A 25,216-nucleotide genomic window follows, 5' to 3' on the forward strand; every position below is an offset into this window, starting at 1 on the left:
GATATGGAGGTGTACTTTTGCACAGCTATTTAAAAGCAGTCGGTTTTTCAGAAATAAAGAAACGTGCGGAGATGAAAGAAATCCTGCTGGATGTGATTCGAAACTACGATGAAAAAAACGTGGTTTCAGACCATCCGGACGGCACTTTTGCTGAATTCTCCAAAAGTTATGGATACGACTGCGGAATTACTGTTTGCGGTCAGTACGATGAAGATAACAGGTTTCACGTGGAATATTATTATCCTTTCTTTAAGGGAACCGGCATTACAACGAATGAACCGGTGACAGTAGAACGGCATGCAGACAAAGAATCTTTTGCAGGTGCCTGCGACGATCTGAGAATAGGAATTACACTGATCTTTTATCTGCAGAATGGTGCGAGATATATGCTCGAAAAAAGCAAAGGAAATGTTTTGAACAAACCATTGACTTTATCCGGCCTTGCAGATGAGGGACGTATTCTTCTTCCGGTCCTGAAAGATAAAGAAGCAGTAAAGGTCGAGAAGGAAACCAGTAAGAATCGTAGTTCACTGATTGCGGCAGCCAGAAATGGTGACGAGGAAGCGATGGAAAGCCTTACGATGGAAGACATGGATACATATTCCATGATCTCCCACAGGATCGTAAATGAAGATATTTTTACGATCGTGGATTCTTATTTCATGCCTCATGGAATCCAGTGTGACCAGTATGGAATTCTGGGAGAAATCCAGGAAATCCATCATACCCGCAATGAGGTGACAAATGAAGAACTCATTCAGATGACAGTAGAGAGCAATAACATGCAGTTCGATATCTGCATCAACAAAAAAGACCTCCTGGGTGAACCGGAGATTGGAAGACGCTTTCGAGGTAATATCTGGCTTCAGGGACAGATCCATTTCTGACAGATAAATAATATTAAAATACAGGCGGCAGATAAAGATAAAATTCTGCTGGAAGAACAGAAAGTCCCCACCCACTACTTTAATTGCGAAAGGCAATAAGCAGTGGGTGGGGACTTTCTTATTTATACTACTTAAGGAGGAAGATATATATATAAGTAGCGAAGCGGATTATGAATAGCCGCTTTGCTACAAAAAATGGGGTAGCCAACTGGTAGGCGGATTTATCTGTTAATGCTGTTGAATGGGAGAGCTTTCTGCATGATTTCGTTGAATTCCTTACGCGCTTTCTCGTGGCCACAGATTTCGATAACGTCAGTTTCAGGATCGTATTTTACATATAAAACTGCGTTCTCCAGGTCGGGAGCTTCTTCCAGATCATTTTCACGGTTATTGGTCTGTTTGATCAAGACGCTGAAGCTCTTATTAATAGGTTCGTTAAAAACTTTTTTGTCTACAAAGGTGTTCTCTACTACGGGTGTATCTGGATGCCAGATAGCCTTATCCAGAATATCTGCGAAAGCGTCTTCACTTAAATCGGCAAAAGAATAAAATGTCTGATACTTCCATTCGCTGTTTGTTAACATTAGATTACAAATTCTGTACTCGCGGAATATTCTTCTGCTATAAAGGTTTTTCCATTTGCATATACCATTGTCTTTTCAAATTCCTGGAGAAAATTATACTGTTTGCGAAGTTCGCGAATTTCGTCCGCCTTTTTTGACCAGCTTTCTGAAGATTTTAATTTGGGGTCAGTAAGTGCCAAAATTTTATCCGCTTCCTCCAAAACATCTTTTAACCAGAATTGCGTATCTCTTAAAGGGAACAGTGCATTGCTTCTTCTGGAAGCAGATCTCCTGAAATCCTTTTGAGAATTCCATTTCCCTTATATACTATCCCCAGTTTATCAAGATATTCTTTTGTCTGTGGAAACTCAAAAGCTGCTTCCATTTCCGGCAGATTTTTCATAGCTGTTTCTTTATCGTATTTTTTGAGATTAGGCTCTGTACCTACAACAGTGTTGTTTCCCTCTGCTGCTTTGGTGTCAAGCAATGGTAAAACATCATTTACTACGATGAATAATCTCTTTTTCATTAGTTAAGGTCCCCTTTTTATAAATAAGTTCGTTGTTGTTTCTGATGACATATATACTAAAGTATAACGTGATTTTGCTCCAGAGTATTGTATAGAAAAGTTTTGCTCAGGGATAAGTTTTTTCATCAGGGTAGAATGCACATATTACCAGGGACAACTCGGGTATATAACGACCAAGAAAGTCAAGGGAATTGTAAAAAATTATAAATGATTTGATGCAAACTTGATAAAATAAAAGACTTGTTTTTTGGGAGAAGATATAGTACAATTTCATTTGTGAGATATTTGTCCTGTTAGTTTAATGGATAGAACAGGCGCCTCCTAAGAGAAAACCGAGGCATTCCCCAAAGGGAAAAAATGAAAAACAACTTTCAGTTCGAATCTATTCTGAAAAATGCCAAAGGTGACAACAAAGCATTCCCCAAATTAGGGAACGTTCTAATGTTACCAACTCGAAAAAATCTGTAGATTGACAACTCGAAAAAGAGTTGATAATCTTATATATGGCCAAAGGGAAAAATCCCAGAAACCCAGTAAAATCAAGGGTTTGCGGCATGTGTCGTCATAGCTCAGGTGGATAGAGCACTCGCCTCCTAAGAGAATGCAGAGGCATTCCCCAAAGGGAAAAAATGAAAAACAACTTTCAGTTCGAATCTATTCTGAAAAATGCTAATGGTGACAACAAAGCATTCCCCAAATTGGGGAACGTTCTAATGTTACCAAATCAAAAAAATCTGTAGATTGACAACTCGAAAAAGAGTTGATAATCTTATATATGGCCGAAGGGAAAAATCCCAGAAACCCAGTAAAATCAAGGGTTTGCGGCATGTGTCGTCATAGCTCAGCTGGATAGAGCACTCGCCTCCTAAGCGAGGGGTCGGAGGTTCAAATCCTCTTGGCGACGGGCTTCAAAGCGTTCGAAAATGTTAGCTGGATTAGCTGACAACGAACGCTTTTGTTATTTTCTAATCACGTTCGTGACACAAAATTCCATTCAAAATGATCAATTTCCAGCTAACGCAATCCGATTTTTGTTAGCTGACAGCTAATCAAAATTACCGGTTTGCAAACATGGGTTTTAGGAAGTCCAGCTAACATTTGGGTTCCGCTCTGTTGTCACCCCTTATTCGGGGATGTAAATCAGAGAAAAGGCGGGAAAAGAAACAATCTCTCCCAAACCTGCAAACATAAATTAGCTGAAACAGTATTCGATTCTATTAGCTACAGCTAATGGTTAAACAGCAATGTCTGTTTGGAACTTTACTATCTATAAAAGTTCCAGGCAGGCATTTTTTAGTATCCTGAATCCTGGAGGAAAGGAGTCAAGATGACTGAGCCAAACAGACAATCAGGAGAAAACGAAGAAAGAATCATAGAAATTGAGATTGAGCGTCTTCGATCGTTCAAAGAGCATCCGTTTCAGGTGAAAGATGATAAGGAAATGTTTCTTCTGCAGGAAAGCATTGAGAAGTATGGAATATTAAATCCGCTGATCGTCAGACCAGTACCGGATGGATACTATGAGATCATATCCGGTCACAGAAGAAAACATGCTGCGGAGAAACTGGGATACCGTAAAGTACCGGTAATCATCCGGGTATTAAGTGAAGATGATTCCATCTTGAGCATGGTAGATTCCAATCTTCACAGAGAACGGATCAGCTACAGTGAAAAAGCTTTTGCTTACAAACTGAAGAATGACGTATTGAAAAGAAAAAGTGGTCGAAAAAAGAGCCAAGTTGACCACAAAACACCAAGAAAGCGGGCAATAGAGATCATCAGCGAGGATTGTGGTGATAGTCCAAAACAAGTGCAGCGTTATATCTCACTGACAAAACTGATACCGGAAATGCTGCAGAAACTGGATGATGAGATTATTTCTTTTTGTCCGGCTGTAGAGATAGCAGCATTAAGTGAAAAAGAGCAAAAGGAATTGCTTGTAGCAATGGAGTATGCACAGGCAATCCCGTCACTCTCACAGGCTCAGAGGATCCGGCAACTGAGTAAAGAAAAGCAGTTGTCACTGGAAAAGATGGAAGAAATCATGTGTGAGGTTAAAAAGGGTGAAATCACAAGAGTGGCTTTCACAAACGAACAGCTACATAAGTATTTTCCGAATTCCTATACACCGGCAATGATGAAGCGGGAAATACTGGCACTGTTGAAATTATGGAAAAAAGAATCATGGGAAAGTTAAAGGAGGAAGAAATCATGTGTAAAGTTATATCCGTAGTAAACCAGAAAGGTGGCGTCGGAAAGACCACCACAACCGTAAATGTAGGCATTGGACTGGCAAGAGAAGGTAAGAAAGTGTTGCTGATCGACGCGGATCCACAGGGAAGTTTAACCGCAAGTCTTGGATATGAAGAACCGGATGATCTTCGCATCACACTGGCAACGATCATGCTGGATGTCATCAACGAAGAAGAAATCTCTTTGGAAGATGGGATCTTACATCACCAGGAAAATGTAGATCTTCTCCCGGCAAATATTGAGCTTTCCGCACTGGAAGTAACGATGGGAAATGTTATGAGCAGAGAAATGATCATGAAAGAATATATCGATGCGATAAGATGCCGATACGATTATATCCTGATCGACTGTATGCCAAGCCTTGGTATGATGACAATCAATGCACTGGTCTCTTCCGATTCCGTGCTGATACCTGTACAGGCCGCATATCTGCCGGTGAAAGGACTTCAGCAGCTGATCAAGACCATTCTTACAGTAAAGAAAAGACTGAACCGAAAACTGGCGATTGAGGGCATTCTCCTGACTATGGTAGATTTTAGAACCAATTACGCAAGGGACATTGCATCGAGAGTACATACAACCTACGGAAGCCAGATAGAAGTATTTGAAAATGTGATACCAATGTCTGTAAAAGCTGCTGAGACCAGTGCAGAGGGAAAAAGCATCTACATGCACTGCCCGAAAGGAAAAGTTGCCGAAGCATATAAGAACTTAACACAGGAGGTTTTGAAAAATGAAAAATAGAAGTGGCGAAAAGATTAAACTGGCAAGCATTGATGAACTGCTGGGTGTGGTAAATGAAGAATCTGCAATGGAGATAGAGATCAGTAAGATCCATCCGTTTAAAAATCATCCGTTCAAGGTGCTGGATGATGAAAAGATGCAGGATCTGGTTGAAAGTGTAAAGATTAATGGAGTACTGACACCGGTACTGCTTCGCATGGATGAAAATGAAGAATATGAAATGGTATCCGGTCACAGAAGAATGCATGCAGCACAGCTTGCAGGACTGACGACAATTCCGGCAATCGTAAGAGAATTATCGGATGATGATGCCATTGTGGCTATGGTGGACGCTAACATTCAGCGAGAGGAATTGTTGCCGAGTGAAAAAGCTTTTGCTTACAAAATGAAACAAGAGGCCATGAAACACCAAGGTTCTCGGACAGACTTGACTTTGGGACAAAATGTCCCAAAGTTCAAAAGAACAACGGAAGCAATTGCGGATGGGACAGGTGAAAGTTATAAACAGATTCAGCGTTACATTCGACTGACAGAGTTAATTCCGGAACTTCTTGATCTGGTAGATAACAAAAAGCTTCAGTTCACGGTTGCTGTTAATATCTCCTATATCGATAAGGAAGTACAGGAATGGATTTACGAATATATTAGCGACACTGGATTTATCAAGCCAAAACAGATTGCAGCACTCAGAAATCAACTGAATGATGGACCAATCAATCAGATTCAGATGTTATCAATTTTCAATAACTGTGTGATGGCAAAGAAAGTATCCCGTTCTCTCACATTCTCGGGAAAGAAACTGACAAAGTACTTTCCGGATGATTACACAGCCAAAGATATGGAACAGGTGATTGAATCATTATTAGAAAAATGGATGCAGGAACACTCCTGTTAAAGATAGAAAAAGCTAAGAAAACAAAGTCAAAGAAGTTTAAAAAGAGGACTTCTTAGCAGAAAATGAAAGGAGGAAATTATGGAGAAAAAAATGACATTTAATTATTTTTACGGTACCGAAGCTGATCAGTTCAGCTTCTACCGTATACCAAAAGCATTATTTACAGACAGCTATTTTAAAGATTTATCGAGCGATGCTAAAATTTTATATGGACTGATGTTGGATCGAATGTCTCTTTCCATCAAGAATCAGTGGTTTGATGACAAAAACAGAGCATATATCTACTTTTCCATCGAAGATATCATGGAATTACTGAACTGTGGCAGAAATAAAGCCATCAAATCCATGAGAGAACTGGATGACGAAACAGGGATTGGCCTGATTGAGAAACGCAGACAGGGATTTGGAAAGGTGAACGTTATCTACGTGAAAACCTTTATGCCTGAGAAAACAGATGAGAAAAAATTTGAAGAGGAATTAAAGAAGTTTAAAAAACAAACTTCTGTGGAAAATGAGGAATCTACAGAAGTTTACATTTCAAACTTCATGAAGTCCCAAAATCAAACTTCTAGAAGTCCCGAAAACAAACTTCAAGAAGTTTACATTTCAAACCCTAATAATACTAATCTTAGTGATACTGAAATGAATGATAATAAATCTAATCAAATCGTATCTGCAGATGAGAATCGATCCGATGTCGATAACCGCTCTGATGATTATCAGGCTTATGAAAACCTTGTCAAAGAGACCATTGATTATGAATCACTGGAAGTAACCCATCATGACGATATGCGGCAGGTAGATGAAATCGTGAACCTGATCGTAGAGACTGTGATGTGTAAAAATGACAAAATCTTGATTGCCAGCAACTGGTATCCGGCATCACTGGTGAAGAAAAAATTTCTGATGCTGACCTATTCACATATCGAGTATGTCTTACACTGTATGAGTGGTAACACCACAAAGGTGAAGAACATCAAGAAATATTTATTAGCAGCTCTGTTTAATGCACCGTCAACGATGAACGGGTATTATCAGGCAGAGGTGAACCATGATATGCCAGGACTGGTAAGATAGGAGGTGCACATGTTTATTTTAAAACTTGCTGGGAAGATATTATTACTGCCGGTATGGCTGATCCTTTTTGTGATCGGCTTGGCAGTAAAAATGACAGTACAGACTTATGCGGTTGTCAGAGGGATCCTTGGGTTTATATTCACTTTATTGATCATAGCGACTGCATACTGTTACCATGATTGGGTACAGGTTGCATTTCTATTTTCGCTGAGTGTAATTCTGTATCTGATCCTGTTTGCAGGAGTATTCGTAGACACTGTACTGGACATGACAAGAGAACGTATTATTGATTTTATTATATCGTGAGGAGGATATGAAAATGAGCGAAAACAATGATTATATTCAGTTACCACCACTAAAAAAAGACACACCAGCCGATGTGGTAGCATTTATGTGGGAGTACATGAAAGTACCGGAGGATTCAAGAGAAAAAGTTAAGAATCTGCTTAAAGATGCAAATGAAAATGGAGTAAAATTAAGTCATCAGGCACCAACACTGTATGATGTTGTTCCAAAAGAAGAAATTGCTGAATTTGAAGAGCTTATGCGCAAAACCATAGCTGACATTGTATCAGAAGCCAGTAGCGTTGCCTGTTGGGTGTATGTGCAGAAATATGTGAAGCACAAAACCCTAAACGAAATGCTGCAAGAATTGCCAGACGTAGGTCAATTCATCCTAGCTATGGATACCTGGTTTGAAAAACTGATGGAGAAATAATCTAGGAAAATAGTTTAAAGTTTACATGTTATGATCATGTATGAAGTTAGAACAAAATAAAAGAATTGTGCTATAATATTGTTCAAGAAAAAAACTCATTGACATATTTCAATCTATTTAGGAGGATAAACGATCATGTGTACAGCAGCAACTTATAAAACAAAAGATTTTTACTTTGGACGAACCCTCGATTATGAATTCTCTTATGGTGATCAGATAGTAATTACACCACGTAATTATGCGTTTAATTTTCGCCATGTTGGCGATATGAAAAACCATTATGCAATTATTGGAATGGCTCATGTTGCAGAGGATTATCCTTTGTATTATGATGCTATGAATGAAAAAGGAGTGGCAATGGCAGGACTGAATTTTGTCGGAAATGCTGTTTATGCCGTGATTAAGCCAGATGTGGAAAATATTGCACAGTTTGAATTTATTCCGTGGATTTTAAGTCAGTGTTCTTCTTTAGTTGAAGTTCGCGAGCTTCTTGAACGAATTAATATTGTTAATACTCCTTTCAGCGAGCAATTACCATTAGCACAATTACACTGGATCATTTCTGATGAGAATGAGTCAATTACGGTAGAATCTATGTCAGATGGTTTGCATATTTATGATAATCCAGTAGGAGTGCTTACGAATAATCCGCCATTTCCACAGCAGATGTTTCAACTAAATAATTATATGTATTTATCTCCTAAACAGCCCAGAAATACTTTCTGCGAAAATTTGGCTCTTGATGCATATAGTAGAGGTATGGGAGGATTAGGTCTTCCGGGAGATCTCTCATCTTCCTCACGCTTTGTACGTGTAGCTTTTACAAAGGTAAATGCAATTTCAGGTGAATCAGAGGAAGAAAGCGTTAGCCAATTCTTCCACATTCTCGGATCTGTGGATCAGCAACGAGGATGTTGCGAAGTAGCGGATGGAAAATATGAAATCACATTGTATACGTCGTGTTGTAATGTTACAAAAGGTATTTATTATTACAATACTTATGAAAACCATCAGATCAGTGCAGTAGATATGCATGTAGAAAATCTGGATAGTGATAAAATGATTTGTTATCCAGTAATTCAAGGAGAACGAATCAACTATCAAAATAAATAATGTTTTGAAATCAGGGATGAGGTAGAAAGGAAAGTTCCATGACAAAAGATGAAGTAAAAAAACTCAGGATGAACAGTCCGGAATCACTACAGTTTTTAAATAATGCTACAAAATTTTATAATTTAATGATGATGTATCGTTGTGCTATTCGGGAGATACAAACTAAACTTGAGGTTTTGGATGATGAATTTTCAGTTGAGAACAATCGAAATCCTATTTCTTTTATAAAAACAAGAATTAAGCAGCCCAATAGTATTTACGATAAACTGCAGAAGATGGGATATGAATTTACAACAGAAAATATACAGATATATCTCAATGATGTAGCAGGCGTTCGAATAGTTTGTGCGTTTATTGACGATATTTATATGATATCAGATTTGATTACCCAACAGGATGATATTAAAGTTATTGAAATAAAAGATTATATAAAAAATCCAAAATCGAATGGTTATCGAAGCTATCATATGATTGTTGAAATACCAGTATTTTTTGCTAAGGGTAAAACACCTATGCGTGTAGAATTACAGATTCGAACCAATGGTATGGATTTCTGGGCAACATTGGAACATCAACTTCGCTATAAAAAAGGAATTGAAGAAATGCCTGGCTATGATGAGATAAGTGAAGAATTACTTCATTCTGCAAGAGCTATCATTGAAGCAGATAATGAAATGCAGAGAATAAAAGACAAAATTGGTATGTTCCACGAAATTTAGGGAGAAAACTGAGCAAGTAGGAAGGTGGAATATATATGAAACAAGATACTTTAGAGGGCAAAGCAAAAACAAAAAATGGGGTAAAACGGCTGTGTTTTTCCATAATCTGCATTCTTCTGGAAGTGATTTTTATTATTACTATCGTAACACGCTTGAATGAATATGCAGAAATCATAAATTTATTTACAAGGATTTTGAGTGGGATCTTGGTTTTGGGATTGTACGCATCAAATAAGACATCCTCTATGAAAATGCCTTGGGTCATCTTAATTCTAATTTTTCCAATTATGGGTGTAGGCCTGTATTTGTTGATTGGTTTGAATGGTGGCACACATAAAATGCGTGAGCGATATGCAGAAATTGATAGCAAATTGTTACCAATGCTTCCGGACAGTCAGGAGTGTTTGAGCAAAATAAAAGAAACAATTCCGAAAGCAGGAAATATAGCAAGTTACATACAAAGAAATTCGCAGTATCCAATCTATCAGAATACGGATATTGTGTATTTTGATGAAGCAGTGAAAGGATTAGAGGCACAGCTTAAGGATTTGGAGAAAGCACAGAAGTTTATCTTTATGGAATATCATGCGATAGAAGACGCTGAAGCATGGCATAAGATTCAAGATGTTCTGGAAGAGCGAGTAAAAGCAGGTGTGGAAGTTAGAGTATTCTACGATGATATGGGTTCTATAGGCTTTATTAACACAGATTTTGTGAAAAAGATGGAGGCAATAGGAATTCATTGCCGTGTATTCAATCCGTTTATGCCAGGTTTAAATCTGTTTTTGAACAATCGTGATCATAGAAAAATAACAGTTATTGATGGAAAAGTCGGATTTACAGGTGGATATAATCTAGCAAACGAATATTTTAATTACACACACCCGTATGGACAGTGGAAAGATACAGGTATTCGTTTAGAAGGAGATGCTGTTCAGTCGCTTACGGTGACATTTTTGGAAATGTGGAATGCAGTAAGTGATAAGGATGCTAATGATTCTGATTTTAGTAAATACCTTTTCCACTATGATTATGCGGCACAGCAAACTGGGTTTGTTCAACCTTATGCAGACAGCCCTATGGATAATGAGCAAGTAGGAGAAGAAGTTTATATCAGTATGATAAATAAAGCTGAAAAATATTGTTGGTTTATGACTCCATATCTAATCATAACAGATGAAATGACGCATGCGTTATGTCTGGCTGCTAAGCGAGGGGTAGACGTAAGAATTATCACACCTGGTATCCCTGATAAAAAATTCATTTATAATATAACTCGTTCTTTTTATCATGGATTAGTTAAACATGGTGTTCGTGTTTATGAGTGGACTCCTGGTTTCTGTCATGCAAAAATGAGTGTGGCAGATGACTGTATGGCAACTTGTGGAACAATTAATCTGGATTATCGAAGTTTATATCACCATTTTGAAAACGGCTGTTTTATGGCAGATTGTCAGGCAGTTGTGGAAATAAAAAATGATCTGATAAGAACGATGGGAGAATGTCGTGATGTGACAGACCAATATCAAACCGGACGAAGTGCATATTTGCGACTGGGACAATTATTTATGAGATTATTTGCTGGATTGCTATAAGAATCTGATGAAACGACCTTTCAAAAAACAGTTGATTTAGAAGTTAACTGTTTTTGAAAGGCCGTTTTTGCTATATCTAACAGTCTGTTGTACAAAGAAGATTTTGCATGGATGAAAAAACAAACCTTGTTGAGGTTAAATTGAGTTTTCCATTGTATTGTATTGCTAATGAATAAGAATAAGAAAAAGAACAGACAATGCTGAATGCACTGGAAACAAGAATATCTGAGTATAGTATGTAAGTTCGTAACAGAATGAAAGGAGCGATTCAAATGAGCAATTTGGAAAATTATATGAAACAGCAAGCAATTTTTTGTGAACAAAATGATAGCATTAGTAAGAATCTGTATTCAGAGTATGGTGTAAAAAGAGGCTTACGAGATGAAAAAGGCCAAGGTGTGTTGACGGGGCTTACAAATATTTCTGATATAAAAGCTTTTGAATATCGTGATGGAGTAAAGAGTCCATGTGATGGCGAGTTATCTTATCGTGGTTATAATATAAAAGATTTAGTAACAGGAAGTAAAGGAAAAAGGTTTGTCTTTGAAGAAGGAGCATATCTTCTTTTATTCGGAGAATTGCCAACTGATACACAGTTAATGGAATTTCAGGGAAGACTATCTGATTGTATGGAACTACCGACTAACTTTACCAGAGATGTCATTATGAAAGCACCTACATCAGATATTATGGGTTCTATGACTCGAAGTATTCTTACATTGGGCTCTTACGATAAGGAGAAAGAAAGTCTTGAAATTCCGAATGTGCTAAGGCAGAGTATGCAGTTGATCGCAGCATTTCCTATGTTAGCAGTATATGCATACCATGCTTATTGTCATTATGAAAAAAACGAAAGTATGTATATTCATAGACCTGAAAAAGATTTATCTATTGCTGAAAATTTCCTGCGCCTATTAAGACCAGATACAAAATTCACAGAACTGGAAGCAAGAGTACTGGATATAGCATTATTGTTACATATGGAACATGGTGGTGGTAACAATTCTACATTCACTACACGGGTAGTAACATCTTCAGGTTCAGATACTTATTCTGTTATTTCAGCAGCAATGTCATCCTTAAAAGGAAAAAAACATGGCGGTGCAAATCTGATGGTAATGAATATGATGGATGATATTAAAAGTCATGTGAAAGATTATGAAGACGAAGAGGAAATTGCATCATATCTGAGTAAGATTTTGAAGAAAGAGGCGTTTGATCAGAAAGGACTTATTTATGGAATGGGACATGCTGTATATTCTATTTCAGATCCAAGAGAAAGGGTGTTCAAAGGCTTTGTAGAACAACTCGCAAGGGATAAAGGACGTGAGAAAGATATGACCCTTTATAACAATATTGAGAAGATTGCACCTAAGTTGATTGCAAAGCAGCGTCAGATATTCAAAGGAGTAAGTCCTAATATAGATTTCTATAGTGGTTTTGTGTATGACATGTTGAATATTCCAAGAGAATTGTACACGCCATTATTTGCGATAGCAAGAATTGCTGGTTGGAGTGCACATCGCCTGGAAGAATTGATAACTACAGATAAGATCATTCGCCCGGCATATAAGAGTCTAGTCAGCAAAAAAGAATATATAGAAAGAGAGGAACGATAATATGGGAGCAGGAACCAGTGCAGAGGAGTTTTTTTTAAAGAGCATCAATGTTGAAAGTATATTTGAATTTGTTGAAAGAACAGATTATTTGTTTCTTTATAGTATAAAGGAATGTGTTGAAAAATCAGACTGTCATGAAGGAGTATATCTTTCAGAAGTGGCAGAATACATGAAATTATCGATTCCAGAAACATCTAAGATGGTAAAAAGTCTTGAAAATAAAGGATATATTATCTGGAAATTAGATGAAAAAAAAGAAAGAACATACCTTGTTTTGACGAACAAGGCAATTGAATTAAGTAATTGTCAGAAAGAAAAAATGATAGAAGCTTATGAAAAAATTATATCGAATATACAAGAAGATGACCTGGCAGTTACACGGTGTACATTGAGAAAAATCCGACAGCTTATGGAAGAAATAAAATAGTGATTAATACAACGGAGTAAGAAAAGCTCCTTCATATATTAGAATAAAAATATGACTGTTTCTTTAAAAAGAAGCCGGTCATATTTTTTTATGAAAAATAAATTTTGTTGAGGTTAAATTGAGATTGACTTTGTATTGTATAAGTATGAAATAAAAAGGAATCAGGTGATGTACAATGAAAAAGCATAAAATATGTAAAATCCTTCTTGTTATACTGGCAATTTTTTTATGTGTGGCTTTTTATGAATTGCTCGGAATCTGCGTTGCATATAAAAAGCAGCCGGAAGTGTCCAATACAACCAAAAAAGAAACAAAAAATGGGTCATGGAACGAATGCAGTGAAAATATAGAACGGGCAGTAATCATAGAAAAGAATCCAGAAGCGCTTTTACAAAGAGTGCGTTTGATCAAGAATGCAAAAAAGGAAATTATTCTTTCTACTTTTGCATTTCAATCCGATGAAAGTGGAAAATTGATTTTAGGAGCACTGTATGATGCGGCAGACAGAGGTGTACATATTCGTCTGTTAGTAGATGGAATGGAGAGTTGGATTGATATGGAAGGAAATCCGTATTTCTATGGATTATCTTCCCATGAGAATGTTGAAATTAAACTGTATAATAAGGCCAATCCGTTGAAACCGTGGAAAATGATGGGTAGAATGCATGATAAATATTTGATTGCAGATGGAAAGAAATATATTCTTGGGGGAAGAAATACATACAACTATTTCCTGGGTGATTTTCCGGGACATAAGAACTATGACAGAGACGTGTTAGTGGTTTGCGATGAACCTGAGAAAGAAAATTCAGTTAACCAGTTGTTAGAGTATTTTGAAACGATATGGGAACAAGAAGACAGTAGTTATTTTCATGACAATAAAAAACTGGCAAATAGAAAATCTGTAAAGAACGCAGTTTTAGAGCTGCAGAACGGCTATCAGAAATATTTTGAAGAGAATAAGGAAAGAATCTGCGATACCGATTACACGGACGAAACTTTTGAGACAGAAAAGATTGCATTAGTGTCAAATCCTATCCACACAGGTTCCAAGGAACCAGTAGTCTGGTATCAACTGGGAGAACTAATGAAAAATGCAAAAGAGCGCGTGAAAATTCATACACCATATATTATCTGCAATGATATGATGTATAATACATGGAAAGAGATTGCGGAGAGAGTTCCGGATTTTTCTATCATGACCAATTCGGTTGCCAACAATGGAAATCCGTTTGGTTCTGCTGATTATGCGAGAAACAGAAACAGAATTTTAAATACAGGAATTGATATCTGGGAGTATGAAGGCGGCTATTCTTACCACGGAAAAAGCATCCTGATTGATGATGATCTATCCGTAATAGGTTCCTTTAACATGGATATGAGAAGCACGTATCTGGATACGGAACTGATGCTTGTAATACGTAGCAAAGAGATTAATAAACAGTTGGAAGAAGGCATGATGGAATATGAAAGAGTGTCCCGACAGGTATTGGAAGATGGAACCTATCGTGATCCGTATCATGTAGAGCCAATTGAATTGACAAAGAAGCGTCAGAGAAACATACTTTTGGTACAGCATCTGCTTGGATGGGCAAGGTATCTGTTTTAATAAGGAGGAAGGAAAACGTGTTTCAAATATTGATTGTAGAAGATGATAAAGAATTAAGCCAGCTATTCCAAAAAGTGCTTGAGAAGAATGGATATCAAGTCAAAAGTGCATCGGATGGAGCACAGGCATTAGAAGTATTGGATAAGGAATATATTGATCTGATCATTTCTGATATTATGATGCCGGTTATGGATGGCTATGAACTGGTGTCAGAACTTCGTTCAGCAGGATATCAGATACCAGTGCTTATGATCACTGCGAAAGGTTCCTTTGATGATATGCGCCAGGGATTTCTTTCGGGAAGTGACGATTATATGGTAAAACCGGTAAATGTGAATGAAATGGTTTTAAGAGTCGGAGCACTGCTTCGCCGTGCACAGATACTGAATGAACACAAAATTGTGATCGGTTCAACAGAGTTTGATTATGATGCAATGACGGTTACAACTGATAAGGAAAGTCTTGTTTTGCCTAAAAAAGAATTCCTGCTTTTATATAAGCTTGCAGCTTCGCCAGGCAGAACATTTACAAAACAACAGTTGATGGATGAAGTATGGGGATACGAGACGGAGGCAGACCCACATACGATAGAGGTACATATAGGAAGAATCAGGGAGCGTTTGAAAGATAACCCTGATTTTGAAATTGTAACAATGCGTGGAATTGGATACAAGGTGGTGAAAAAATAATGGAACAAAAGAAAGAAAAAGGATTGCGGATCCGATCCTGTCTGACTGGTGCAATCTGGCTGGCACTCGTATTTTCAACAGTCATATCTGCGTTATTATTTGCTTTTTTGAATCATTTTTTTAATCTGCCTGGTAGCATACCTATGCTTGGCTGGCTTTTGATTTTCAATACATTGATTGCAGGGCTGATCACTTCCTTTATCAATGCAAAGTTACTGGAACCAATTACCAGACTTAGTAAAGCAATGAAGGAAGTTTCTCAGGGAGATTTTGAACAGCATTTGGAAACGAACAGCCGTATAGCAGAAGTTGGAGAATCTTATCAAAGTTTTAACGTTATGACAAAAGAACTTCGTGCAACAGAGGTGCTGCAGATGGATTTTGTATCTAATGTTTCTCATGAGTTTAAGACCCCGATTAATGCCATTGAAGGGTATACAATGCTGCTTCAGGGAGAAGAACTGTCTCCGGATCAAGAGGAATATGTAGAAAAAATCTTATTTAACACCCAAAGACTTTCCGGATTGGTTGGTAATATTTTGCTGTTATCCAAGTTAGAGAATCAGAATATACCAATGAAAAAAAAAGAATATCGTCTGGATGAACAGATCCGCCAGGCATTTCTTTCATTGGAAACAAAATGGACAGAAAAAGAAATTGGTTTTCAGGTAGAATTGGAGGAAGTTAAATATACTGGGAATGAAGGACTTTTTATGCATATCTGGATAAATCTTTTGGATAATGCGATTAAGTTCAGCCCTTCAAAGGGGACAATTATGATGTTTCTGAAACAAGAACAGGATTCTGTTAAGTTCATTCTGGAAGATGAAGGACCAGGAATAGAGGATGATGTAAAATCCAGAATATTTGACAAGTTCTATCAGGTAGATGGATCTCATAAAGCAGAAGGAAATGGCCTAGGTCTTGCACTTGTAAAACGGATTGTAGATAGTGCCGGAGGAACAATCAAAGCAGAAAACCGTGAATATGGTGGATGCAGATTTGTTGTAGAGCTTCCAATACAGAAAGATGAGGCCATATAAGTTTAAGAAAAACAGATAGAGGAGGAATTACATGACATTTTATCAGGAATTGCAGTTAAATCAGGCAGGTTCTAAAAATCTGTTGAAAAAGAGTGAAACAGTGAAAGAAAAATCATATCATATACTGGTATATTTGGTAAAGATAGCTGTTACAATGGCATTTTGTTTTTTATTTGTTACTATTTTCAGTATCTTATTTGGAAATGAGAATAGTATTGTGGGTGTAGTAGTTTTATTATGCCTTATGGTATTTCGGAATGCGGATCTGGGGATCCACACCGGACAATCTACGATGCTTTTGGCTTTGTTCTTTGTAATTATGACTGTATGTCCGCATTTAGCAAATCAGTTTTCACCGGTATTGGGAATGCTGTTAAATATTGCGGCACTGGCTGTGTTGATTCTGTTCGGATGCCATAATCCATTCATGTTTAATCAATCTACATTGGTTCTTGGGTATCTGCTGCTATATGGTTATGATGTTACGGGAAAAAGCTATCAGATGCGATTAGTCGGAATGGCTTTAGGTGCAGCACTTACCTGCTTCGTATTTTATCGAAATCATAAAAACAGAACTTATAAAAGAAATCTGAAAGATCTGATACAAGAATTTGATATCACTTCTTCCAGAACAAAATGGCAGATATGTCAGATTTTATGCGTACCGATTGTCCTTTGCATTGCAGAACTTTGTAATATGCCACGTGCAATGTGGGCTGGTATTGCGGCCATGTCCGCGATTTTGCCATTTATGGAAGATATGCACTACAGAGTCCGTAAAAGGATTGTCGGAAATATTGCAGGTGTTATATGTTTTACAGTATTATATTTTCTGCTTCCTTCGTCAATCTATGCATATATAGGAATTCTTGGTGGAATCGGTGTAGGATTTTCAGCACAATATGGCTGGCAGGCAGTATTTAACACATTTGGTGCTTTAGCCATTGCTGCAGAGACTTATGGACTACAAGGAGCGGTTAGTCTTAGAGTGATTCAAAATGTTTTTGGTGTTGTGTTTGCTTTAGCATTTTGTGTTATATTTTATTGGTTTATGTCTAAAAAAAAGGAAAGTGATGTGACCGTACATGCAGAGTGAAGTGAATCAGGAAGAAAATTTGAATAGAATTATTACAGTACCCAATTTGCTTTCTTTTTTTCGGTTTTGTCTGATTCCAGTAATTATATGGAGTTATTGTGTAAAGGAAAATCCTTTGTTAGCAGGAGAAATCTTATTGCTATCCGGTCTTACGGATCTCGCTGATGGATATATCGCAAGAAGATTCCATAGGATTAGTAATTTAGGAAAAATACTTGATCCAGTGGCTGATAAGCTGACACAGGCAGCGATGTTAATCTGTCTGTTTACTCGTTTTCCGCATGTGCTTCTTTTAATCGTAATAATGGCAGGTAAGGAGCTGTATATGGTAGTCAGTGGATGTCTTGTGATACAAAAGACAGGAAAAGTACATGGTGCAGACTGGCATGGAAAGATAGTAACCTTTTTATTATATGGAACTGCAGCGGTGCATATTATATGGTTCCACATTACACCGATGGTATCAGATCTGTTGATTGGTTTGTGCGCTATAATGATGGTCATATCGGTCGCTCTGTATATTATCCAGAATACCAGGACTCTTAAGGAAGAGACTGTATAAGCAATTTTATATTGCAATGACTAGAAAAATATTTAGGAGAAGATAGATATAAACAGTAAGTCAAACACACAAGCTATGGAGTCTTTAGTCGGTTTAATAAAATTTTAGATAGAAAATAAATCATTATAAAAAGATCCTGTTCATACTATGATATATAGAACAGGATCTTTATTTACTTTATTTTGCCAGGAAATTGCTCTGAATCTCCATCGGCATATGATAAGCCTGGCCTCGTTTTGTCAGGCTGTATAATTTAAAGCTCATTAGTTCCGGAGTCGCATTCAATGAACTGCAGAGTCCGAAATAATCCAGGTCCTCGTTCTGAACCATCAGCCTTTTAAAATTAGCCAACTACTTTTCCAAAAGTTTTTAAGATGGATCCGGAAGTGACTTGGATAGGGGCATATTTTTTATTTAGAGAAATAAGCTGAATACCGGAATCGGATTGATGATATTTCTTTACATAAGCATCACCATCAAGGAAGAAGACACCGATTTCTCCTTCTTCAAGTGTTTCTTGTTTATGAATCCAGATGATCTGTCCATCCAGATAGAGAGGCTCCATGCTGTCACCACATACCCGGACACCGAAGTCAGCACTGGAAGATACTTCATCACCAACTTCAATTTCGGAAAAACGGTCGGAATCAAGGAATTGTCCTGTTCCAGCTGAAACCGGGAGATCATAGAGACTGAGAGTTCTTCGTGGAAATTGATAAATGATTGGTTCTTCTCGAATGTATTCCCCACTTTTCATTAATAGGTTCATGTAGTCAAGAACTTTGGCTTGTCCTTCGTCATTTAATTTGGAGAAAAGTTTCTCATCCGTTCCAATCTGGAATGTTCTATTTATATCGGAAATCTCAAGAATCTCACAGAGGGCAAAAAATTGTAAAACATTTGGCAGGTTTACATTTTTTTCCCATTTACTGATAGAATGAGCTTTTACATCTAAGCCTCTTTCACACAGAAGAGCTGCCAGTTGTGGTTGAGACAGTTTTCGGTCTTTTCTTTTATTAGCAATAATGGATCCAAAATCTTTCTTTATCATCATACACCTCCATATGCAGGTATTTATTCCCTATATATACTATAACCCATAACAGATAAAAAATCAACAATAATAGCGTTAAAATCCATAAAAACGACATATCTGCTACTTTACAAAGATTTAGAAGCGATATATAATGCCTATATAGAAAAAGAACGCACGTTCTAAAAAGGAAAGGTGAAAATGTGGAAAGAACAATATTGCACAGCGATGCCAATTGTTTTTATGCTAGTGTGGAAATGCTTTATCATCCAGAATATGTTGGTAAGCCATTAGCTGTAGGAGGAGATTCTGAAGCGAGGCATGGAATTGTATTGACGGCGAATTATATTGCGAAGAGAAGCGGCGTTAAGACTGGCATGGCATTGTGGCAGGCAAAGCAGGTATGCCCAGATCTGATATTTGTACCACCCAGAATGGATTTGTACTTGAAGTTTTCATTTATGCTCCGTGAAATCTATTCAGAGTATACGAATCAGATTGAACCATATGGCTGCGACGAAGCGTGGCTTGATGTTACTGGAAGTTCTTCACTGAAAGGTAACGGAAGAATGATTGCGGAAGAGATAAGCAGACGAGTAAAAAAAGAATTGGGAATTACTGTAAGCATTGGAATCTCATGGAATAAAATTTTTGCTAAGCTAGGAAGCGATTATAAGAAACCGGATGCAATAACCGAATTTAATAAAGCGAATTATCAGGATTTGATTTGGAAACTTCCAGTGTCAGATCTTCTATACGTGGGAAGATCAACGAATAGAACTTTACAGAAATATGGTATTCGCACAATCGGAGAACTGGCAAGAACAGATCCAAGTTTTCTGGAACGGCAGCTTGGGAAAATGGGACTTGTCATTTATTCATTTGCGAATGGCTGGGATGATTCGCCAGTTTCAGCAGAAGGATATCAGGCACCGATAAAGTCTATTGGCAACAGTACAACGGCACCCAGAGATCTGGAAAATGATCAGGATGTACAGATTATTCTGATGGCATTGGCAGAAAGTGTCGCAGCCAGACTGCGGAAACATGGTTTTAAATGTAATGTAGTGTCAATTTCGATTCGTGATAATGGATTATTTCATTTCTCCAGGCAGAGAAAGCTGCAGGAGCCGACAGACATTACAGATGAGATAATGAGTGCAGCATACCAGCTTTTTAGAGAGAATTATCATTGGCCTTGCCCGATCAGAAGTCTTGGAATCCGTGCAGATGATCTGGTTATGGGACAGGTTCCGGTGCAGTTAGATTTATTTATGAATGAGCAGCGCCGGGAAAAACAGGAGAAGTTAGACAGGGCAGTAGATGATATCAGGCGACGGTTTGGATATCACAGTGTCCAGAGAGCATTTATGCATCAGGATAAAATATTATCCAGCCTGGATGCACAGGGATCCCACACCGTTCATCCAGTTGGATATTTCAATGGGAGGTAAGTGCTTTGAATGATAACAAAGTTTATGTAGAAGTCATTGTAAAATTCAGCACAGAAGGCGCAATGATGCCAATAGAATTTATTTGGGAAGATGGAACTAAATATTTAATTGATAAAGTAAAATCGAAAGAACGTTGTGCCAGCCGGAAAGCGGGTGGTACAGGAATTATGTATACTGTAATGGTAGATGGTAAGGAATGCCATTTATATTATGAATTTGATAAGTGGTTTATGGAGCGCAAGAGTGCGTAAAGATTTAGGAAAGAAAACGGGATCTGCAGAAGAGCTGACCTTTTCCTTTTGCTCTTTTCAGATTGACATATAAGGGCATTACATCTATGTCCATGAAACAATATACCCACTATATTGTCCATGCAGATGTGGCTCTGCTCAAGAATAATTCTTATTGAGCTTCCGTCAAAATCACAGGGATGGGAGTGTAGAACGTCAGAGAGAGACGATTCAATACGAAAAAAGGAGATTTTGATAATGACAGAGAGAGATTATGCGATTAGATCGTTTAAAGAAATTACGCTAAATGCAGCACGACATACAGAAGAGAGAATGGATCTGTACTATGAAAAGATGAAAGCACTGATGAACAATTATCAGGATTTGATTTTGGAAAATCAGTTGGTTCTGGATGAATTAGAGCAGGAGTGTCAGGAAAAGATCAATGAGAATATGGCCTATGCTCTTCAGTATATGGATGCTTACGATTACCGCATGAATTTAGGAAAACTGAAAAAAGAAGTAAATAATATCATTCTAATCTATGGACTTTGTGATATGGTCAATCGGGCAATGACACTGGTAAAATATTTCACCCCGAATGTTGGAAGCGAATATTATGATGTGCTTTATGGCTGCTTCTGCAGGCACAGAAAAATGACGGACATGGAAATTATGCTTGAACTGGGGATGAGCCGGGTAAGTTTTTATCGGAAGAAAAAAGCAGCTCTTCGGTATATGGGATATTATTTTTTTGAAATCGTAGTGCCACAGTCTGCAAACAAACGATATAAGCCATCTTTTCCAGAAACGGAAGAGTAGATTTGAAAGAGCCTGATGGAATCTCCCCTTTCCATCAGGCTTATATATAATGGAATACTCCCCTATTCCTCTTATTATTCCGCAGATTCTTCAGCTGCAGCTTCTTTCTTTTTTCTGGATTTGCCAGAAATCATTTTATGACCTGAGTAAATGGCCATAGCCATGCAGATCAGTGAACTGAATGCAAAATATTTATGTGCTGATTTCATATCCTTATAGCCGGTGTAGCAAGTTCCGATCATGGAAACCAGCGCACCGATGGACCAGTATTTATGTGATTTCATTTGAACCTCCTGAGCTTTTTTATATCATACATCTTTTTAAGAAATATGCAAACTGGAATTTTCAAATTAGTCTTTGCAAATAACCTTTGAACCTTCACCGTCAATTACAATTCCCTGACGGTTGTTAATTGGGCATAGATTCAAATCCGAAAACTCAGTCATTATTTTCTTGGTAACTTTCTTAAATGGTGATGTAAGATAATGCGGAAGAACATAGAAATCAACCAAATCAAGCCCTGCATCATCTTCTTGTGAGTAGTCCTCCGGCTTTTTATCCATTTGCTGGATATATTGGATGCTTGGAGCGCATATAATTGCGCCTGCCGACTCGCCGATCATCAATTTTCCATTTGCCAATTCCTTTTTCAGCAGCCCATCAGTTCCCGTTTTACGGAGCCGGTCCATAAGAAAAAAAGAATTTCCGCCGGTAAAATATATCACATCTGCATCTTCAAAAACAGACTGTATCGTTGAATAAGCCTCCGTTGAAATATCAATTTCAGTTACGATTGCTCCAAACTTTTTGAATAATTTTCGAGCCGAGCCGACATAACCGGTGTAGCCTTCACGTAGCGAAGCTGTTGGAATAAATGCGACTTTCTTATTTTCAATTTCTTCCTTTATCAGACTTCCTACACTTGAAAAATGCGAACATAAAAATAGTTTCATCAATATTCTCCTTTATAAATTCCGATTGAGATTTCACCTGTTTTAAGAAATTTAATAACTGTTATATTTTATTATTAAATTCTTCGCAACCCCTTGAAAACACTGGATTTGTCGCAGGTGAGCTTTCCCTTATTATTTCCCTTGTGTTATATCGTCCCATCAGTGTTTATGCACTCTGATAAGGGCAAATACAAGGGCAAGAAAAATCTATAAGACAGTATAACACAAAATAAAAGTGACATGGTGAACTGATTGAAATGCTTCTTAATTTTTGCTACTACTGATTGATTAAATGATAAGGAGATGGGATACGATGAGAACAATATTTGCAGAATACAATCCACAGTGCAACAGCATTGATGTATATACTAATACGGGCTATATACTCCGTATTGATTGTTGGGAAGCAGAAAAAAATTTAAGAACCACACCTGGATCTGATTGTGCTTTGACATCGCTTGCAATCGATGAGCCATTAGAATATGCAAGGTTATATCTTGATGGGAATTTACAGATGTGGGTAGATGCTGAAGATTCATTAGAGTTATGATTATTCCAATCAAAATCTACTAGAATTTATTAAAAATTAGCTTCATAATTTTAAAAGGACAGCCCTATTGCTATGAGGCTGTCCTTAAAAATACAATAGATAAACCTAGATTATTCTTGCTACTATCTGATTGTTAAATTTTCTGTATTCCATATTGCAAATCTCCCTTTTCGCAATATTTTATTAGTATGAATGCCAGAATCGCTGAAAAAACACGTGCCAATACCGTACTCCACCATATCATAATCTGTCCACCAAATAAAGGTGGTAAAACAAGCATAAATATCAGCATCAATACTGGTTCAATGAATGTAAGAATGTATGACAATCCACTTTTTTCAGTAGCATAAAATCCAGCTGTCGCTATTCTGGTAATCGCAACAAATGGTAATGACACTAAAAATATAGGTACAATTTTAGAAATCTCAATACTTACTTCATAAGAAGCTCCGAAAACCCCTCCAATATTTGCTCTGTTTACATACATGATAATTCCACCACAAACAGCAAGAATTATTGCAAAAATGTATGCCATTCTCTGAACTCCTCTCAGGCTTTCTTGATCCTTCTCACCATAAAAACGGCTCATTAAAGGTTGACTTCCATCACCTACGCCCTGCAATATGAGATATATGATACAGATAATATAGGATACACATGCATAAGTTGCAATAGCTTTTTCTCCCCCATAAGAAGCGGAGAATCGGTTTATAAACACCAATGAAATATTAGGAGTCAATGCTAGCCCAAATGGTGCAAGACCTACTCTGAATATAGCGCCACACATTTCTTTTACATTTTTTAAGGATACATACACATAAAACTTTTTATTATATAATGCGTATATGATTGCAATTGCTGCAGTCACACCCTGTCCGGCTATTGTAGCTGTGGCTGCACCTTTCATGCCCATTTCATATATCCATACAAAGATAAAATCCAGAACAATATTGGTTATGAATCCACCAACCATCGCAAACATTGACCAGAAAGAGTTTCCATAATTTCTAATGAATGGCATCATTCCAGTTCCAAGAATCTGCAATATTGCTCCAAGTGCTATAATTTTGATATAATCTGTCGCATTTGTTAATATAATTCCATCTGCTCCAAGCAATCCTAAAATTTTAGACGAAAAGGAGTAAATAATTATGGTACTGATAACACTTACTATTACAAGAAGCCACCAGCTTGTAGCAATAAATTCTTCTGCCCGTTTTCCTTTCTTTTCTGCTGCATTAATTGAGTAATAAACAGCTCCTCCCATACCAATTCCTGTTCCAAGAGCCTGAATCAAAGCCACAATCGGATATGCAATATTAATAGCCGAAAGTCCAGCATCTCCTATGGTATTGCCTACAAAATATCCATCCACTATCGCATATATTCCTGATAATGCAAATGCTATAATAGATGGAATAACATATTTAAAAAATAATGATTTATGATTCATTTTTCTTACAATCTCCTTCCTTGAAAAGTCTGATAAACAGCTCTGTATTATCATTAAGACTTTCTATATTCTCTAATCCCATTTTTTCGATTACATATATTTCTTTTGAGTGCAGTTTTTCTATGATATCTTTCGTATATTCCATTCCTGATTCTGTGAGGCATATCAGCTTATTTCTCTTGTCTGAATCATCAGATACCATATTGATGTATCCTTTTTTCTGAAAATCTTTTAGTATCGTATTTACCGTTTGCTTAGGTATATTCCATTTTTCACTTATCATTTTCTGCGTGCATCTTCCATTACTTTCATAAAATGAATACAAAGCAAAAACTCCATTTGAAGACAGTCCCTGATCCTTTGACCATTCCTCATACATTGCTGTACATTCTTTCCATAAAGCATAATATCGTTGCAACTGTATTATCATATTATTATCTTTTCTCATCTTTTTCCTCCTTAAATTAGTACGAATCCGGACTTTTGTATTATAGTCCGAGTTCGTACTAATTGTCAAGATTTATTTATATACTTTTTCTTTATATAAACAATCAATAGTCCCTTACTAAGGACAGGAAGATTA

29 protein-coding genes and 1 tRNA gene are annotated in these 25,216 nt (G+C 37.2%); 22 read left to right on the forward strand and 8 right to left on the reverse strand.

The genetic code is table 11. The features are described 5' to 3' along the window. Positions 1–17: 17 nt before the first annotated feature. Positions 18–887, forward strand: coding sequence for a DUF3881 family protein (locus DXC01_RS06335; protein WP_022213645.1), 870 nt, complete (start codon positions 18–20; stop codon positions 885–887). 221 nt (positions 888–1,108) lie between these two features. On the opposite strand, the gene DXC01_RS06340 is transcribed toward DXC01_RS06335, so the two are convergent. Both DXC01_RS06340 and DXC01_RS06350 read right to left on the reverse strand, forming a co-directional pair. Further along, on the reverse strand, positions 1,109–1,471 hold the full coding sequence (locus DXC01_RS06340) for a hypothetical protein (RefSeq protein WP_118698547.1): 363 nt from the start codon (positions 1,469–1,471) through the stop codon (positions 1,109–1,111). A gap of 229 nt (positions 1,472–1,700) precedes the next feature. Then, positions 1,701–1,979: a hypothetical protein gene (locus tag DXC01_RS06350; protein WP_118698549.1), complete on the reverse strand. Its 279-nt coding sequence runs from the start codon at positions 1,977–1,979 to the stop codon at positions 1,701–1,703. Positions 1,980–2,809: 830 nt separating this feature from the next. Between DXC01_RS06350 and DXC01_RS06355 the strand changes: the two genes are divergently transcribed. The 17 genes from DXC01_RS06355 (at position 2,810) to DXC01_RS06440 (ending at position 18,138) form a co-directional block, all read left to right on the forward strand. Continuing rightward, positions 2,810–2,883 (forward strand) — tRNA-Arg (locus DXC01_RS06355). Positions 2,884–3,306: 423 nt separating this feature from the next. Continuing rightward, positions 3,307–4,176, forward strand: coding sequence for a ParB/RepB/Spo0J family partition protein (locus tag DXC01_RS06365; RefSeq protein ID WP_118146073.1), 870 nt, complete (start codon positions 3,307–3,309; stop codon positions 4,174–4,176). A 14-nt stretch (positions 4,177–4,190) separates the two neighbouring features. Continuing rightward, complete coding sequence (locus DXC01_RS06370) at positions 4,191–4,976, forward strand: ParA family protein (RefSeq protein ID WP_118146100.1); 786 nt, start codon at positions 4,191–4,193, stop codon at positions 4,974–4,976. Further along, positions 4,966–5,871, forward strand: a complete 906-nt coding sequence (locus DXC01_RS06375) for a ParB/RepB/Spo0J family partition protein (protein ID WP_118146071.1) — start codon at positions 4,966–4,968, stop codon at positions 5,869–5,871. The genes DXC01_RS06370 and DXC01_RS06375 overlap by 11 nt, the downstream gene beginning before the upstream one ends. Positions 5,872–5,949: 78 nt before the next feature. Then, positions 5,950–6,948 carry a DUF6017 domain-containing protein gene (locus DXC01_RS06380; protein WP_118146069.1) on the forward strand — a complete coding sequence of 333 codons (999 nt, stop codon included), beginning with the start codon at positions 5,950–5,952 and terminating at the stop codon, positions 6,946–6,948. Positions 6,949–6,957: 9 nt separating this feature from the next. Continuing rightward, entirely contained in the window at positions 6,958–7,254 is a 297-nt protein-coding gene (locus DXC01_RS06385) for a hypothetical protein (RefSeq protein ID WP_005334864.1), read from the forward strand. Between the two features lie 7 nt (positions 7,255–7,261). Then, positions 7,262–7,666 (forward strand): hypothetical protein, encoded by a 405-nt coding sequence (locus DXC01_RS06390; RefSeq protein ID WP_118146098.1) that lies wholly within the window; start codon positions 7,262–7,264, stop codon positions 7,664–7,666. Positions 7,667–7,801: 135 nt separating this feature from the next. Further along, complete coding sequence (gene bsh / locus DXC01_RS06395) at positions 7,802–8,779, forward strand: choloylglycine hydrolase (RefSeq protein ID WP_118698550.1); 978 nt, start codon at positions 7,802–7,804, stop codon at positions 8,777–8,779. Positions 8,780–8,817: 38 nt separating this feature from the next. After that, positions 8,818–9,498 carry a GTP pyrophosphokinase gene (locus tag DXC01_RS06400; protein ID WP_118698551.1) on the forward strand — a complete coding sequence of 227 codons (681 nt, stop codon included), beginning with the start codon at positions 8,818–8,820 and terminating at the stop codon, positions 9,496–9,498. A 35-nt stretch (positions 9,499–9,533) separates the two neighbouring features. Beyond that, positions 9,534–11,093 carry a cardiolipin synthase gene (gene cls, locus DXC01_RS06405; protein WP_055166960.1) on the forward strand — a complete coding sequence of 520 codons (1,560 nt, stop codon included), beginning with the start codon at positions 9,534–9,536 and terminating at the stop codon, positions 11,091–11,093. Between the two features lie 254 nt (positions 11,094–11,347). Next, positions 11,348–12,712: a citrate/2-methylcitrate synthase gene (locus DXC01_RS06410; RefSeq protein ID WP_172679323.1), complete on the forward strand. Its 1,365-nt coding sequence runs from the start codon at positions 11,348–11,350 to the stop codon at positions 12,710–12,712. 1 nt (position 12,713) lies between these two features. Then, a complete protein-coding gene (locus DXC01_RS06415) occupies positions 12,714–13,139 on the forward strand; it encodes a MarR family winged helix-turn-helix transcriptional regulator (RefSeq protein WP_006858455.1) in 426 nt (141 codons plus the stop codon). A 175-nt stretch (positions 13,140–13,314) separates the two neighbouring features. Further along, positions 13,315–14,748 (forward strand): phospholipase D family protein, encoded by a 1,434-nt coding sequence (locus DXC01_RS06420; protein WP_118698552.1) that lies wholly within the window; start codon positions 13,315–13,317, stop codon positions 14,746–14,748. Continuing rightward, positions 14,727–15,437, forward strand: a complete 711-nt coding sequence (locus tag DXC01_RS06425; RefSeq protein WP_005347237.1) for a response regulator transcription factor — start codon at positions 14,727–14,729, stop codon at positions 15,435–15,437. The genes DXC01_RS06420 and DXC01_RS06425 overlap by 22 nt, the downstream gene beginning before the upstream one ends. After that, positions 15,437–16,480: a HAMP domain-containing sensor histidine kinase gene (locus DXC01_RS06430; RefSeq protein ID WP_118698553.1), complete on the forward strand. Its 1,044-nt coding sequence runs from the start codon at positions 15,437–15,439 to the stop codon at positions 16,478–16,480. Before DXC01_RS06425 ends, DXC01_RS06430 begins: the two co-directional genes overlap by 1 nt. 31 nt (positions 16,481–16,511) lie before the next feature. Then, positions 16,512–17,576, forward strand: coding sequence for an FUSC family protein (locus DXC01_RS06435; protein WP_006858452.1), 1,065 nt, complete (start codon positions 16,512–16,514; stop codon positions 17,574–17,576). Continuing rightward, positions 17,566–18,138 carry a CDP-alcohol phosphatidyltransferase family protein gene (locus tag DXC01_RS06440; protein WP_118698554.1) on the forward strand — a complete coding sequence of 191 codons (573 nt, stop codon included), beginning with the start codon at positions 17,566–17,568 and terminating at the stop codon, positions 18,136–18,138. Before DXC01_RS06435 ends, DXC01_RS06440 begins: the two co-directional genes overlap by 11 nt. Positions 18,139–18,315: 177 nt before the next feature. Here DXC01_RS06440 and DXC01_RS06445 read toward each other — a convergent pair whose 3' ends face one another. Both DXC01_RS06445 and DXC01_RS06450 read right to left on the reverse strand, forming a co-directional pair. After that, positions 18,316–18,489 carry a hypothetical protein gene (locus DXC01_RS06445; RefSeq protein WP_226815871.1) on the reverse strand — a complete coding sequence of 58 codons (174 nt, stop codon included), beginning with the start codon at positions 18,487–18,489 and terminating at the stop codon, positions 18,316–18,318. Beyond that, positions 18,482–19,189 carry a S24 family peptidase gene (locus DXC01_RS06450; RefSeq protein WP_158583620.1) on the reverse strand — a complete coding sequence of 236 codons (708 nt, stop codon included), beginning with the start codon at positions 19,187–19,189 and terminating at the stop codon, positions 18,482–18,484. The genes DXC01_RS06445 and DXC01_RS06450 overlap by 8 nt, the downstream gene beginning before the upstream one ends. A gap of 185 nt (positions 19,190–19,374) precedes the next feature. Here DXC01_RS06450 and dinB point away from each other — a divergent pair, with 185 nt between their 5' ends. The 3 genes from dinB to DXC01_RS06465 all read left to right on the forward strand — a co-directional run bounded on the left by dinB (position 19,375) and on the right by DXC01_RS06465 (position 21,677). After that, positions 19,375–20,625 (forward strand): DNA polymerase IV, encoded by a 1,251-nt coding sequence (dinB, locus tag DXC01_RS06455; protein ID WP_118698556.1) that lies wholly within the window; start codon positions 19,375–19,377, stop codon positions 20,623–20,625. Positions 20,626–20,630: 5 nt separating this feature from the next. Beyond that, positions 20,631–20,876: a hypothetical protein gene (locus tag DXC01_RS06460; protein ID WP_330386437.1), complete on the forward strand. Its 246-nt coding sequence runs from the start codon at positions 20,631–20,633 to the stop codon at positions 20,874–20,876. A gap of 237 nt (positions 20,877–21,113) precedes the next feature. After that, on the forward strand, positions 21,114–21,677 hold the full coding sequence (locus DXC01_RS06465; protein WP_118698557.1) for a hypothetical protein: 564 nt from the start codon (positions 21,114–21,116) through the stop codon (positions 21,675–21,677). Positions 21,678–21,751: 74 nt separating this feature from the next. On the opposite strand, the gene DXC01_RS06470 is transcribed toward DXC01_RS06465, so the two are convergent. Together DXC01_RS06470 and DXC01_RS06475 are read right to left on the reverse strand one after the other, a co-directional pair. Then, positions 21,752–21,961, reverse strand: coding sequence for a DUF6219 family protein (locus DXC01_RS06470; RefSeq protein WP_005421572.1), 210 nt, complete (start codon positions 21,959–21,961; stop codon positions 21,752–21,754). A 66-nt stretch (positions 21,962–22,027) separates the two neighbouring features. Further along, on the reverse strand, positions 22,028–22,630 hold the full coding sequence (locus DXC01_RS06475; protein ID WP_118698558.1) for a Type 1 glutamine amidotransferase-like domain-containing protein: 603 nt from the start codon (positions 22,628–22,630) through the stop codon (positions 22,028–22,030). Positions 22,631–22,943: 313 nt separating this feature from the next. On the opposite strand from DXC01_RS06475, the gene DXC01_RS06480 reads away from it, so the two are divergent. After that, a complete protein-coding gene (locus DXC01_RS06480; protein ID WP_002578301.1) occupies positions 22,944–23,180 on the forward strand; it encodes a DUF6061 family protein in 237 nt (78 codons plus the stop codon). Positions 23,181–23,313: 133 nt separating this feature from the next. Here DXC01_RS06480 and DXC01_RS06485 read toward each other — a convergent pair whose 3' ends face one another. Both DXC01_RS06485 and DXC01_RS06490 read right to left on the reverse strand, forming a co-directional pair. Next, entirely contained in the window at positions 23,314–24,633 is a 1,320-nt protein-coding gene (locus DXC01_RS06485) for an MATE family efflux transporter (protein WP_109214827.1), read from the reverse strand. Beyond that, positions 24,623–25,081, reverse strand: coding sequence for a MarR family transcriptional regulator (locus DXC01_RS06490; protein WP_108817235.1), 459 nt, complete (start codon positions 25,079–25,081; stop codon positions 24,623–24,625). The genes DXC01_RS06485 and DXC01_RS06490 overlap by 11 nt, the downstream gene beginning before the upstream one ends. Between the last annotated feature and the right edge of the window lie 135 nt (positions 25,082–25,216).

The sequence above is a fragment of the Blautia sp. OM07-19 genome, assembly GCF_003481595.1.
Lineage (GTDB): Bacteria > Bacillota > Clostridia > Lachnospirales > Lachnospiraceae > Blautia_A > Blautia_A intestinihominis.

Excerpts from the sequence above, each read along its gene's own strand:
- DXC01_RS06340 (WP_118698547.1), bottom strand. The coding sequence starts at position 1,471 with ATGTTAACAAACAGCGAATGGAAGTATCAGACATTTTATTCTTTTGCC.
- DXC01_RS06350 (WP_118698549.1), bottom strand. The coding sequence starts at position 1,979 with ATGAAAAAGAGATTATTCATCGTAGTAAATGATGTTTTACCATTGCTT.
- DXC01_RS06365 (WP_118146073.1), top strand. The coding sequence starts at position 3,307 with ATGACTGAGCCAAACAGACAATCAGGAGAAAACGAAGAAAGAATCATA.
- DXC01_RS06370 (WP_118146100.1), top strand. The coding sequence starts at position 4,191 with ATGTGTAAAGTTATATCCGTAGTAAACCAGAAAGGTGGCGTCGGAAAG.
- DXC01_RS06375 (WP_118146071.1), top strand. The coding sequence starts at position 4,966 with ATGAAAAATAGAAGTGGCGAAAAGATTAAACTGGCAAGCATTGATGAA.
- DXC01_RS06380 (WP_118146069.1), top strand. The coding sequence starts at position 5,950 with ATGGAGAAAAAAATGACATTTAATTATTTTTACGGTACCGAAGCTGAT.
- DXC01_RS06385 (WP_005334864.1), top strand. The coding sequence starts at position 6,958 with ATGTTTATTTTAAAACTTGCTGGGAAGATATTATTACTGCCGGTATGG.
- DXC01_RS06390 (WP_118146098.1), top strand. The coding sequence starts at position 7,262 with ATGAAAATGAGCGAAAACAATGATTATATTCAGTTACCACCACTAAAA.
- bsh (WP_118698550.1), top strand. The coding sequence starts at position 7,802 with ATGTGTACAGCAGCAACTTATAAAACAAAAGATTTTTACTTTGGACGA.
- DXC01_RS06400 (WP_118698551.1), top strand. The coding sequence starts at position 8,818 with ATGACAAAAGATGAAGTAAAAAAACTCAGGATGAACAGTCCGGAATCA.
- cls (WP_055166960.1), top strand. The coding sequence starts at position 9,534 with ATGAAACAAGATACTTTAGAGGGCAAAGCAAAAACAAAAAATGGGGTA.
- DXC01_RS06410 (WP_172679323.1), top strand. The coding sequence starts at position 11,348 with ATGAAAGGAGCGATTCAAATGAGCAATTTGGAAAATTATATGAAACAG.
- DXC01_RS06415 (WP_006858455.1), top strand. The coding sequence starts at position 12,714 with ATGGGAGCAGGAACCAGTGCAGAGGAGTTTTTTTTAAAGAGCATCAAT.
- DXC01_RS06420 (WP_118698552.1), top strand. The coding sequence starts at position 13,315 with ATGAAAAAGCATAAAATATGTAAAATCCTTCTTGTTATACTGGCAATT.
- DXC01_RS06425 (WP_005347237.1), top strand. The coding sequence starts at position 14,727 with ATGGGCAAGGTATCTGTTTTAATAAGGAGGAAGGAAAACGTGTTTCAA.
- DXC01_RS06430 (WP_118698553.1), top strand. The coding sequence starts at position 15,437 with ATGGAACAAAAGAAAGAAAAAGGATTGCGGATCCGATCCTGTCTGACT.
- DXC01_RS06435 (WP_006858452.1), top strand. The coding sequence starts at position 16,512 with ATGACATTTTATCAGGAATTGCAGTTAAATCAGGCAGGTTCTAAAAAT.
- DXC01_RS06440 (WP_118698554.1), top strand. The coding sequence starts at position 17,566 with ATGCAGAGTGAAGTGAATCAGGAAGAAAATTTGAATAGAATTATTACA.
- DXC01_RS06450 (WP_158583620.1), bottom strand. The coding sequence starts at position 19,189 with ATGATAAAGAAAGATTTTGGATCCATTATTGCTAATAAAAGAAAAGAC.
- DXC01_RS06465 (WP_118698557.1), top strand. The coding sequence starts at position 21,114 with ATGACAGAGAGAGATTATGCGATTAGATCGTTTAAAGAAATTACGCTA.
- DXC01_RS06470 (WP_005421572.1), bottom strand. The coding sequence starts at position 21,961 with ATGAAATCACATAAATACTGGTCCATCGGTGCGCTGGTTTCCATGATC.
- DXC01_RS06475 (WP_118698558.1), bottom strand. The coding sequence starts at position 22,630 with ATGAAACTATTTTTATGTTCGCATTTTTCAAGTGTAGGAAGTCTGATA.
- DXC01_RS06480 (WP_002578301.1), top strand. The coding sequence starts at position 22,944 with ATGAGAACAATATTTGCAGAATACAATCCACAGTGCAACAGCATTGAT.
- DXC01_RS06485 (WP_109214827.1), bottom strand. The coding sequence starts at position 24,633 with ATGAATCATAAATCATTATTTTTTAAATATGTTATTCCATCTATTATA.
- DXC01_RS06490 (WP_108817235.1), bottom strand. The coding sequence starts at position 25,081 with ATGAGAAAAGATAATAATATGATAATACAGTTGCAACGATATTATGCT.